9 protein-coding genes are annotated in these 12,684 nt (G+C 34.7%); 8 read left to right on the top strand and 1 reads right to left on the bottom strand.

What is annotated here, in order from left to right; all coding sequences use genetic code 11:
• Positions 1-378: 378 nt before the first annotated feature.
• The 3 genes from priA (at position 379) to MQX03_RS06120 (ending at position 6,519) form a co-directional block, all read left to right on the top strand.
• Entirely contained in the window at positions 379-2,826 is a 2,448-nt protein-coding gene (gene priA / locus MQX03_RS06130) for a replication restart helicase PriA (protein ID WP_242802109.1), read from the top strand.
• A gap of 159 nt (positions 2,827-2,985) precedes the next feature.
• On the top strand, positions 2,986-4,455 hold the full coding sequence (gene dacB, locus MQX03_RS06125; protein ID WP_242802108.1) for a D-alanyl-D-alanine carboxypeptidase/D-alanyl-D-alanine endopeptidase: 1,470 nt from the start codon (positions 2,986-2,988) through the stop codon (positions 4,453-4,455).
• Positions 4,456-4,599: 144 nt separating this feature from the next.
• Positions 4,600-6,519 carry a M1 family aminopeptidase gene (locus MQX03_RS06120; RefSeq protein ID WP_242802107.1) on the top strand — a complete coding sequence of 640 codons (1,920 nt, stop codon included), beginning with the start codon at positions 4,600-4,602 and terminating at the stop codon, positions 6,517-6,519.
• A gap of 88 nt (positions 6,520-6,607) precedes the next feature.
• On the opposite strand, the gene MQX03_RS06115 is transcribed toward MQX03_RS06120, so the two are convergent.
• On the bottom strand, positions 6,608-7,498 hold the full coding sequence (locus MQX03_RS06115; RefSeq protein WP_242802106.1) for a cupin-like domain-containing protein: 891 nt from the start codon (positions 7,496-7,498) through the stop codon (positions 6,608-6,610).
• A 160-nt stretch (positions 7,499-7,658) separates the two neighbouring features.
• Between MQX03_RS06115 and kbl the strand changes: the two genes are divergently transcribed.
• From kbl to gldG, 5 genes are all read left to right on the top strand, one after another.
• Complete coding sequence (kbl, locus tag MQX03_RS06110; protein ID WP_242802105.1) at positions 7,659-8,855, top strand: glycine C-acetyltransferase; 1,197 nt, start codon at positions 7,659-7,661, stop codon at positions 8,853-8,855.
• A 243-nt stretch (positions 8,856-9,098) separates the two neighbouring features.
• On the top strand, positions 9,099-9,368 hold the full coding sequence (locus MQX03_RS06105) for a hypothetical protein (RefSeq protein WP_242802104.1): 270 nt from the start codon (positions 9,099-9,101) through the stop codon (positions 9,366-9,368).
• Between the two features lie 127 nt (positions 9,369-9,495).
• Complete coding sequence (locus MQX03_RS06100; RefSeq protein WP_242802103.1) at positions 9,496-10,050, top strand: CopD family protein; 555 nt, start codon at positions 9,496-9,498, stop codon at positions 10,048-10,050.
• 206 nt (positions 10,051-10,256) lie between these two features.
• Positions 10,257-10,985, top strand: coding sequence for an ABC transporter permease subunit (locus MQX03_RS06095; protein WP_242802102.1), 729 nt, complete (start codon positions 10,257-10,259; stop codon positions 10,983-10,985).
• Between the two features lie 4 nt (positions 10,986-10,989).
• A complete protein-coding gene (gene gldG, locus MQX03_RS06090; RefSeq protein ID WP_242802101.1) occupies positions 10,990-12,657 on the top strand; it encodes a gliding motility-associated ABC transporter substrate-binding protein GldG in 1,668 nt (555 codons plus the stop codon).
• Positions 12,658-12,684: the final 27 nt, after the last annotated feature.

The following is a 12,684-nucleotide window of genomic DNA, read 5'->3' as shown; positions in this document are numbered from 1 at the left end:
CCGAATCTCTCGGAAAGAGCTCAAACATGCCGTTCAATCGGGGCTGGGAGTTTTGTCATTATTTTCAAATTTTGTAATAACTATAACGTTTGTCATTTATTTCAAATATTCAGACTAATCAGCGTCAAGTTTGTCATTCCTGAGGAATCTAAGCAAAATTGGATTTTAAATATCTATATCGAGATTCCTCCGGAATGACAAACTTGTTTTGATTTGAAAAGTTGAGATTGATTTTGCTAAGTGAAACGCCTTATCAAACTAAAAATATTCTCAATACAATCAATAAAAACTTAGCGTGTTTTGCGTTTGAAAATTTAGCTTCACTAAAAAATTGCAATTCTGTTTAGAAACAATTAATTTTACATTTTAATTTTTCCCTTGCAGTACGCCCAGATAATTTTACCGCTCAATTTAAAAGGAACCTTTACATACAAAGTTCCGGCAGAACTCGCTTTCAAAATTGAAAACGGAATGCGTGTACTCGTACCGTTTGGTGGAAAAAAAATCTACACCGGAATTGTTTTTGAACTTCATGATCAGGCACCGGAAAATTTCGTCGCTAAAGAAGTCATCAGCATTTTAGATGAATATCCGATTGTTCCGTCTGAGCAAATCAGCTTCTGGAATTGGCTTTCAAATTATTATCTCTGCAATTTGGGCGAAATCTATCGCTTTGCTTTTCCATCTTCTTTGAAACTAGAAAGTGAAACGTATTTAAAGCTTAAACCCAATGCAGTCATTGAGTTTGAGAATCTCGATGTCAACGAAATGTACCTCATTCAGGCTTTGGAAATTCGTCAGCTCATCAATTTGACTGATATTGAAGCATTTATTCCGAAAAAAGAAATTATTAAAACCATCAATTCTCTGATTGATTTACAATACATTGAAATTGATGAAAAAGTTGCCGAAAAATACAAAGCCAAAGAAGTTGCGTACGTAAAAGTGAAAGATGAGGTTTTAAAAAATCAAAATCTGACTGAAATTCTTTTGCAGCTCAGCAGAGCCAAGAAGCAGAAAGAACTTTTCTTAAATATTATTGAAAAGCAAACTGAACATCCTGATTTACACATTAAAAAATCGGAATTGTTTGAGGACGGATATTTTGGGAGTTCACATTTCAAAGCTTTGGCAGATAAAAATCTGGTGGAAGAATATTATCTTCAAAAAGATAGAATCGAAAGTTACGAGGGTGAAATTGAAGAAATAGAAGAACTGTCTGAGGCACAAAAAGAAGCAAAAGCAGAAATTGATGAAGCTTTTGATGAAAAGAAAAATGTTCTGATTCACGGTGTCACTTCTTCAGGAAAAACGCATTTATATTTAGAAAAAATTGAAGAATGTGTCAACGAAGGAAAAAACGTTTTGTTTTTACTTCCAGAAATTTCTTTAACCAAACAAATCACTCAAAGATTAGAAAAAAAATACGGAAGACAACTTGGTTTCTATCATCAGAAACTCACTGATTTTGAAAAAGTTGAGGTTTGGCGAAGAATTAAAAATAATGATATTAAAATTCTCATTGCCACGAGAAATGCGCTATTTCTGCCTTATCAGAATTTAGGATTGATTATTGTTGATGAAGAGCACGATTCTGCGTACAGACCGAGAGAAGTTTCGCCTTTTTTCAATGCAAAAGATGCTGCTTTGGTTTTGGCAGGTTTTTATGATGCGAGAGTGATTTTGGGTTCGGCAACGCCTTCTGTGGAAAGTTATTATTTAGCCAGAAAAGAAAAATTACACTATATTTTTTTAAATGAAAGATTCGGGAATGTGAAATTGCCTGAATTTGAACTGATTAACTTCAAAGAAGCACAGGATTCCAAAAAAGTTTCCGGGAACTTTTCTTTGCAACTGATTGATGAAATTAAAAAAACTTTAGACGAAAAAAATCAGACCATCATTCTTCATAATCGCCGTGGTTATGCAAGTGTTATAGAGTGTGAGACCTGTGGTTATGTGAATTACTGCTCAAACTGTGACGTTGTTTTGACGTATCACAAAGCGGCAAACGAAATGAAATGCCATTATTGCGGTCAGCGAGCTTCAAAACCAAAAAACTGCCCGAAATGTCATTCTGAAAATCTGAACGAAAGAGGAGTGGGTGTAGAGCAGATTCACGAGGAAGTTTCAAAAATTTTCCCTGACAATGAAGTGGATAGAATGGATGTCGATTCGATGCGGAAAAAATTTGCCTACGAAAAATTATACGAGAAAATTGAAGATCGGGAAACTGATATTATTGTTGGTACTCAAATGATTTCCAAAGGTTTAGATTTTGATCATATCGAATTGGTCGCCATTCCGAAAGCTGATTCTATGTTATATGTTCAGGATTTCAGAGCTGAAGAACGTGCTTATCAATTGATTACTCAGGTTTCTGGTAGAGCGGGAAGGGTTTCAGGAAACGGGAAAATTTTAATTCAGACTTACAATCCGGATCATTCTGTTTTTCAGTTGATTAAAATGAATAATGTTTTAAAGATTTATAAATATTTTCTCACAGAAAGACAGAAGTTTCATTATCCACCTTTCACCAAATTAATCATGATTGAGCTGAAACACATTAAAGATGATAAAGTCAATCGTGCTTCTCAGTTTTTAGGTTCAATTTTAAGGAAATATCTGCCGGAAGATTGTATTCTCGGTCCGGAAAGAGCGCAGATTGCGAGACTGAATAATCTGTATCAATTTCAGATTTTATTGAAGCTTCCAAGAGGGAAAAACTATGAAAAATTTAAAAGTCTGGTTTTATTAAGTCTGAAAGAATTTGATGAAATCACTGCATATCAAAGCATTAAAAAAGATGTATTTGTGGATTTTTAACACTATTTAACAAACTTTATACGCTTTTATCATACTTTCATAGGTTGGTTTCTAACAATAATTTCTACATTTGAACGTTTATTATGTGTTTGGATTCTGAGAAAAGATTTAACTAATCGTTTTTTATGTCATCCAAAATATAACAAAAAGAAAAAATTGATGATAAATTACAGAAAGTATATTTCAGGTATTACGGTTTTGGCCACTGGTTTTTTCCTTGCTCAATCTACCGTATCTACAGTTCTTTATTCTCCAAATTTCGAAAGTCAAAAAAGCGGATTAAACTTACCTTCTCCCGCAGCAGCGATTGAAAAAGCTTTTTTGTCTCCTAAAGAACTTGTAGATGTTAACCTAAACACAATGATGACAGATCCTGTATTGAAAAATGCAACTTGGGGATTTGTAGTCTATGACCCGAAAACGAAGAAGGTAATCTCTTCGTACAACGAAAATACTCCGCTTGTTCCTGCTTCTACCACCAAATTATTAACCACAGAAACTGCTTTGCATCTGTTGGGAGAAAATTACCGTTGGATGACGCAGCTTGAATATTCAGGAGAAATCGACGAAAATGGAGTTTTGAACGGTAATCTTTACATTGTAGGAAGCGGCGACCCATCGTTGGGAACCAACAAAGCTGGAGCTTGGTCTTACAAAGAAATCGTTTCAGACTTCGTGAGTGGAATGTCTCGTGAGGGAATCAAAAAGGTAAATGGTGATATTATTATTCAGACAGCGCTTTTCAAAGGTAACATTTCGAGACTTCCGGAAAATGTTGTGTGGTTAGAAAACAATAATTACTATCTGCCGGTTGGTACAACCCGTGAGATCAATCCTGCAAACGAAAAACTGATCGTTAAAAAAGGAAACAATTCAGCTTCAGACAAAAAATATTTCTACGTTTCACCTTATGCCAATCAAATGGTATATGCTGAAAAATATGATGGCGATGGAATTTTAACAACTAAACTTCCTGATGCACCTGCATTTTTAGCCAATAGTTTCAGAGCAACTTTGGTGAAGAGCGGAGTAGGCGTTACCGGAAAAGTAACTCCAAAAACGACAGACGCAGCTCCTGAAGCCAGAAAGATGATTTCTGCTTACAAATCTCCAACTTTATCCGATATTATTTATTACACGAATCAGCGTAGTGATAATGGATTGGCAGAAGCTTTACTGAAAACAGTTGGTTTTCAGAAAATGGGTGATCAGACTTCAGAATCTGGTAGAATTGTAGTGAATGAGCATTTAAAAGATGTAGCTTTCGATCTAGAAGGTTTAAATTATATGGATGGAAGCGGATTGTCTAGAAGCAATCATGTAACTCCAATTTCTCAGGTGAAGTTTTTGACTTCTTTGATGAATCAGAAATACTATAAGACATATTTTGATTCTTTACCGATTGCAGGGCAAACTGGAACTTTAAAAGGCATGTTTAAAATCGAAGGAAATGGACAAATTTTTGCAAAAACAGGAACCTTAAATAAAGTGAAAGCTTTGACAGGTTATATGAAAACGAATACAGGTAGAACTTTAGTTTTTTCTATCTTGGTTAACAATTATGCTGGTTCTGTTGCTCAGGTAAAAAGCAAAATGGAAAAAATTCTTCAGCCGGCTTTGGATCTTTAGAAAAGTAATTCAATTGATATACAAACCTTTTAATCTCAGATTGAAAGGTTTTTTTTTATCTTTAACCTCTAATTTGTTGATAATGGTTTTGATTTATATTTCAATCAAAACCATTTCATGTAGACAATCGTATATTATAATAATATGAAAAAGTTTTATCTTCTAATTTTAGGTGTTTTAGTATGTCAAACCGTTTTAGCTCAGGAAAATATTGAAATGAAAGGCTTGATGGCAAAAGAAATGAAGTCTTTTACCGCAAAAATGAATACTGGAAATACCAATCCGAATACATTAAACTACGATTTGCAGTATCAGAGAATGGATGTTTCATTGAATCCGTCTGTTGCACAGATTTCAGGTTCTGTGACTTCTCATTTCAAGCCAACTCAAACAATGAGTAGTATTTATTTTGATTTAACGAACCAACTGACGGTTTCTCAAGTTACTTTTCATGGCCAGCCCTTAGCTTTTCAGCAGTTGGCAACCAAAGAAGTGAAAATTGATTTTACATCATCACTTCCTGCCAATGTTTTAGATTCATTGACGATACAATACAGCGGAACTCCTCCTACGAATAATAATGCATTCTTCATCAATACTCAAGGCGGAACCGGAAATCCTGTTCTCTCTACTTTGAATGAACCTTACGGTGCACAAGATTGGTTTCCGACAAAACAAAGTTTAAATGATAAAATTGAAAGATTTGATATTAAGATAACAACTCCTTCCCAATACAGTGTAGCATCAAACGGAAAATTAATGAGCGAAACAATTCTGGGAAGCGGACAAAAATTAACGTTTTGGAGAACACAATATCCTACAGCAGCTTATTTAGTTGCACTTTCCATTACCAATTTCGTTAAATTGAATGATACGATGGGGAATCCGCCATTTCCTTTTGTAAATTATATCTATCCTGGAACGTCTACTAATGCAGGCAGTATGGCAAATATTGAATGGACAAAGACTGTGATGAATACTTTTGAGACGTATTTTGGACCTTATCCTTTCAGAAATGAAAAATACGGTCACATGGAATTCACCGCTGGTGGTGGAATGGAGCACCAGACCATGTCATCAATGGGTGGATGGAGTACACAGTTAATTGCACATGAGCTTGCTCATCAATGGTTTGGTGACAAAGTAACGTGTGGTGCATGGAATGATATCTGGTTAAATGAAGGTTTTGCAACATTTGGTGAGCACGTTGCTAATGAAAAACTATTGTTGACAAATGCTCAGTTTTTAAGTTATCTGCTTGATCAGAAAAACTATATTACCAGTGCTACCGGTGGAAGTGTGTATGTTGCAGACGCTAACTTAGGAAGTGTGGGTACTATCTTTAATGGGAGATTGACTTACTCAAAAGGTGGATATGTCGTAAGAATGATCAAATGGATTCTTGGTGAAACCGTATTTTATCAAGCTTTAAAAGATTATCATGCAAGACCAAATTTAGCTTATAATTATGTGAAAACATCAGACTTAAATGCTTCGTTGCTGCAGTCTACAGGGAAAGATTTTACAGGTTTTTTCAATGACTGGATTTATGGTCAGGGTTACCCGACTTATGATATCAGATGGAAACAGACTGGAAATCAAGTAACTTTCAAAGCAGGACAAACTCAAAGTCATGCGTCAGTAAGCTTTTTTGACATACCATTGCCTATAAAAGTAAATGGAACGGGTGGGCAGGTTGCTTATTTTGCTTTAAATAATACTTCAAACAATCAATATTTTACAGAAACGGTTTCATTTCCGGTCGCAAGCGTACAATTTAATTATGAGTATCAGATTCTGGAAAAAAATTCTACTGTTGCACAAGATAATACTTTGAGTACTTCAGAGGCTACATTAGCTCAGTTGGCTATTTATCCAAATCCTGCAAAAGACGAATTGTTTATTTCAGGTTTAAAAAAGCAAACCGATTACAATATTGTTACGGCTGATGGCAGATTGGTGAAAAAAGGAAATACAGAAAAGAAAATTGATATTTCTGCATTAGAAAAAGGTGTTTACTTTATAACCATTCAACAGTTGAATCTAAAATTTATAAAGGAGTAACTGCATCGATTATTATAATTTTAAAGTCTAAAATTCATAAATCTGCTTAGAAACTTTCTGAAAAGGAAAGTTTTTTTTGTAAAAGATTTTACAGTTCAACTGAAAAATCAAAATTGTCGAAATTTCCAATGGCTCTTTCAGCGCGCTTATTGGCAACTCTCACTTTATAATTAAACCATTTATCTTTAAAAATTCTTCGCATCAGATTATCAAAATGTCTGATGATGACCAAATTTTTAAAACCTCTCCATTTTTCAAGCGCACTTGATGGAAGAGCTCTCACAGAAACAGAATAGCCTTCCGTTTCATATTGAATGTAATGCCACCAACCTGAAGGGATATATAAAGTCTCACCGGGATGAATGACCGCTTCGTAACCTCTTAAATGATTGAGTGCAGGGTATTTTTCATAATCTGGCTCCTGAAGGTTAACTAAACTATGAAAATTGTATGGCAATTTGTACATTAAATCAGATTGCTCCCACGGAAACAGCCACACTCTTTTGACGCCTTGAAATTGAGATAAAAAAACATGCGACATATCAATGTCAATATGATTTCTTGTAATAGAACCTTGTCCGCCAAAAAACATAAAAGGCAGCCATTTCAAAACCTTTCCTTTGGTAATATCTTTATAATGAATATCATTCTTAAGTTCAGGTTTTAAACTTAAAAGATTAAATAAAAATAAACGATGCTCGGTTATTTTAGTTGTAATTAAGTCTAAATACTCCGCAAATGTAGTTTCGCCAACAGGTTTACTGGCAACCCGATCAATAGATTCTATTTCGCTGCCGTATACATTGACTTTTGTTTCTCCTGCAATCTCTTTGAAATATTCGTAATTCCATTTTTGAAATGCGGGACTGTCTGGTTCTATAAAATCCTTTAAAATAATAGGTTTCCCCGCTTTCATATATTGTTTTAAAAAGTCATCAGCGTCTATATTTTTTGCTCGTATAATCTGAGATAATTTCATATAATCGATTTTCAAAGTTCAAATATAATTATTATCCTATTGAATTAGTAGACTATTTGATGGAAATCTCGTATTTAAATCAAAATTTATAATAATAAAGGATAAAAGTAAATAGTTTAAAGCCTTTTTATTAAATTAGCGAACCTAAATAATTATTATAATGATCTCTGAAAAGTATCTTGAAAATCTACAGAACGAACTTAAAAATATTGAAAACGACGGTCTTTTTAAAACAGAAAGAATCATCACGTCACAGCAAAGTGCTGAAATCGAAGCCAACGGAAAGAAATTGTTAAATTTCTGTGCCAACAATTATCTTGGACTTTCAAACCATCCGGAAGTGATGAAAGCTTCTCAGGACATGATAGAATCTCATGGTTACGGGATGTCTTCGGTACGTTTTATCTGCGGAACTCAGGATATTCACAAGCAATTGGAAGAGAAAATTGCTCAGTTTTTAGGTCTTGAAGACACGATTCTATACGCAGCTTGTTTTGATGCAAATGGCGGAGTTTTCGAACCTTTATTCACTGATGAAGACGCAATTATTTCAGATGAATTGAATCACGCTTCGATTATCGATGGAGTCCGTCTCTGTAAAGCGGCAAGATATCGTTATAAAAATAATAATATGGCAGATCTTGAAGCGCAGTTGATTGCCACTTCAGAGAAAAATCACAGATTCAAAATCATCGTTACCGACGGTGTTTTCTCAATGGATGGAATTGTTGCAGACTTAAAAGGAGTTTGCGATTTAGCCGACAAATACAATGCGTTGGTGATGGTTGATGATTCTCACGCAACGGGTTTCATTGGTAAAACAGGTCGTGGAACTCACGAAGCCAACGAAGTGATGGGTAGAGTAGATATTATTACTTCTACGCTTGGAAAGGCTTTGGGAGGTGCTTTAGGCGGATTTACTTCAGGTAAAAAAGAAATCATCGATATGCTGAGACAACGTTCTCGTCCGTATTTATTCTCAAATTCATTGGCTCCCGGAATTGTGGGTGCGGCTTTGAAAGTTTTGGATATGATTTCAGATGACACTTCGTTGAGAGATCAGGTGATGGAAAATGCTGAATATTTCAGAACGGAAATGAAAGCAAGAGGTTTTGATATTCCGGATGGTGATGCCGCGATTGTTCCGGTAATGCTGTACGATGCAAAATTGGCTCAGAAAATGGCTGAAAAGTTGATGGATGAAGGAATTTATGTGATCGGTTTCTTCTATCCGGTTGTACCGAAAGAAAAAGCAAGAATCAGAGTGCAGCTTTCTGCAGCTCATACAAGAGAACATTTGGATAAGGCAATTGTAGCTTTTGAAAAAGTGGGAAAAGAATTGGGAGTAATTTCTTAAGAAGTTATTTAATAAAATAAATCGTTCTACAATTGTAGAATAAAAACAGAATTTCTATATTTACGGAAATTCTGTTTTTTTTATGATTAAAAATTTTTTACTTCTCAGTCTTGCACTTTTTGTAAAACAAAGGAAATAAATCAATATGTAAAAGTTGAAAATAAATGGCAAAAGCGCAACGGAAAGTGGAAAGAAGAATATTCTGCTGACCAAGGCACATTGACAGCTGTTGGAAAGTATAAAATGGGTGAAAAGATTGGAGTCTGGAAAACCACTTTTGAAGATAATCTTTATCAGAAAGATAAAATCAGAAAAGATGTGACAAAAACGAAACTTTATCACTCTAACGGAAAAATAATGGAAAGAGGTCAGTCAAAATTAGATATTTCCGATGCACAAAGACATTGGTATTACTTTGGCGACTGGAAATATTATGATGAAAACGGTAAACTCCGCTACATTAAAAAATATGCTGACGGAAAAAAAATTGACAGTATTTCTTTTCAACATTAAATGTTTCTGGTTTTTCTTTACATTTTTCAAGTAATGTTTAAAATAAATTCAAATTTCGCATTTTCAGAAGGCTTTTAATTAAAAGATTCATTCACAAAATCATTATCTTTGCACACAAATTTTTACGATGCTGTATACCATCATCAAGGCGTTGCATATTATTTTTATGGTAAGTTATTTTGCGGGAATTTTTTATCTCGTGAGAATTTTTGTGTACTATAAAGATACGGATGCTTTTGAGGAAGATAAAAAGAGAATCCTCAGAGAACAATATATCTTTATGGCTCGCAGATTATGGAATATCATCACCGTTCCTGCTGGCATTATCATGGCTGTTTGTGGATTGTTTTTGATTTTTCTAAATACAGGATTGATGAAGACACCATGGTTTCATTTAAAACTAACCTTCCTCATCGGTTTAGCCATCTATCATTATTGGTGCTGGAAAAAAGTGAACCAATTAAAAAAACTTAACGGAAATACTTTAGAAACAGCCAATATAAAACTGAGGCAGGCAAACGAAATTGCTACTTTTATTTTATTCCTCGTTGTGTTTACAGTCATTTTAAAATCTTCGGTAATCGAATATTGGTGGCAATTAATTACCGGATTTTTCGTTCTGGTATTTTTGATCATGATGACGGTGAAATTGGTCAATAAGAGTAAGAAAAGTAAAAAGTAAAAAGAGAAAGGTATAAAGTAAAATTAGAATACAAGTTTTGTGAAGTGAAAACTTTGAGTTCTTTGCTGAGTGGAACGCCTTTGCGAAATTAAAAACAGCATAAAAGTTAAAAAAACTTAGCGGACTTTGCGTTAAAATTAATTAATTCAAAATATAATCTTACTACTTTTTGCTTAAAAAAGTAAGTTAAACTTCTAACTAAGAATATGATAGCAATTTTTAAAAAAGAACTTTGGAGTTATTTCGGGAACTGGAGTGCATGGGTGATCATTGCAGCTTTTAGTCTGATAATGACATTGTTTCTGTTTTTTTTCGAGAACGAGTCTAATATTTTTGACATCGGTTTGGCTTCTTTACAGAGCTATTTCGTTTTGGTGCCGTGGCTTTTGATGTTCATCATTCCGGCTTTGTCGATGAAAACTTTTGCCGAAGAACAGCAAACCGGAACTTTGAACTGGCTGTTTTCTCAACCTCTGAAAGTTTCAGAATTGGTTTTCGGGAAATTTTTATCAGTTTGGGTAGTTGGAATTTTATGTCTGATTCCTTCACTGATTTATCTATACACTGTTTACGTTTTAGGCGTTCCGGAAGGAAATATTGATTTAGGAATGACGTTCGGAAGTTATTTTGGATTGATTATTCTGATTGCAACATTTGCCGGAGTAGGAATTTTAGCTTCTTCGCTTTCACAAAATCAAATAATGGCGTATTTGCTTGGTGTTTTCATGTGTTTCATTATGTATTTTGGGATTGAGCAGCTGGCAAGTTATAAATTGCTGGGCGGAGCAGATTTCATTCTTCAGAATATTGGTTTTTATCAGCATTTCTTAGGCTTCACAAGAGGTCTGATTGATTTTAAAGACGTCGCTTATTTTGTATTTGTTATCGGCCTTACATTAGCATTGTCCAATCATTTTATCACTAAAAAGAAGTAAAAACATGAAGAAGATATCCTTAAAATCTCCGTTCGGAATTTTACTGTTTGTAATTTTACCTTTAAGCATCATCCTGATGTTTTCAGGAATTCGATTGGATTTAACCAAAGAAAAAAGATATACGCTTTCTGAAAGCACGGTGAAAATTTTAGAATCGATTAAAAAACCGGTGACTGTAGATGTTTATCTTGAAGGAGATTTCCCTGCAAGCTTTAAACAGTTGCAGAGCGAGACCAGATTTATGCTCGAGGAATTCAGAAAGATCAATCCGAAAATAGATTTTAAATTCATCGATCCTATCAAGACAAAAATGTCTCAAGATACCTTGATGGCAATGGGAATGCAGCCTTCTGTGCTTCCGGATAATAAAGATGGAAAGATTACACAGATTTACCTGTTTCCTTATGCTGTAGTAAAACAAGGTCAAAACGGAGCTTCTATTCCGTTGGTGGTTCAGCAGGCAAACATCAATGCGGATGAACAGATCAGAAAGTCAATTGAAAATTTAGAATATAATTTAGTTTCAAATATCAAATCGGTTTCCACCAATCAAAGAAAAAAGGTTGGGATTTTGGTGAATCAAGATGAGCTAAGACCCGAAGAATTTCAAGGTTTTATGAATTTGGCATTAGAAAGTTATGATGCAGGTCCTGTAATTCCAAAAAACAATGTGGAACTTACTTTTGCAGATTTACCTTTATTAAAGCAAATGAGTGCTTTGGTGATCGCAAAACCAAGGAAAGCATTTACAGATGGCGAGAAACTAATCTTGGATCAATATATCATGAATGGCGGAAAAACTCTTTGGATGATTGATGCCGTGAATGCTGAAATGGACACGCTGACGAAATCAAAAAAAGTAATGCCATTCCCGGTTGACATCAATATGACCGATTTTTTCTTCAATTATGGTTTGAGAATTAATCCGGCTTTGGTAAAAGATGTGAAGAAATTTGCTTTGCTGAAATTGGTAACCGGTGAAGTAGGAGGGAATCCTCAGTACACGAGTCTTCCTTGGCCATATTTTCCTTTGGGAATTGCTGAAAACAACAATCCGATTACTAAAAATATTAATCCTGTAAAGTTTGAATTTCCGACTTCTATCGATACCTTGGGTGGAAAGAAATTTAAAACCAATGTTCTTTTTGAATCAAGTGAGAGAACTTTATTAAAACAGGTTCCTAATTATGTTGAACTGAGCGAAATTGCCAGCGTCGACAGCCTCGGACAAATGGAGAAACCAAGCACGCCAAAGATTTTTGCCGTTGCTTTAGAAGGGAAATTCTCGTCTGCTTATGCATCAAGAATCGAAAGACAGTCGTATCCCGGCTTTAAAGCAACAAGTCCAGAAAATAAAATGATTGTCATTGCAGATGGTGATGTGGGAAGAAATAAAACCCATAAAGGCGAAGCTTTACCTCTTGGTGTTGACCGTTTGACCGACGAACAATTTGGTAACGAACAGTTCTTGAGAAATGCCTTAGATTACCTTCTCGACGACAGCAACCTGATGGAACTGAGAAATAGAAATATTGAAGAACGCCTTTTGGATCGTCACAGAATCAGCGAAGAAAAAGCTAATTGGCAGTGGTTTAATTTGCTTCTTCCTTTAGCAATTATTGGGCTTTTAGGAGGATTATTTTTCTGGTTAAGGAAAAAGAAATTTGGATAGAAATAGAAAGAGAAACTTCACAGTTTC

Source organism: Chryseobacterium aahli (assembly GCF_022699665.1).
Lineage (GTDB): Bacteria > Bacteroidota > Bacteroidia > Flavobacteriales > Weeksellaceae > Chryseobacterium > Chryseobacterium aahli.
The sequence above is the reverse complement of the archived record's forward strand: the minus strand, read 5'-3'. Positions and strand labels throughout refer to the sequence as shown.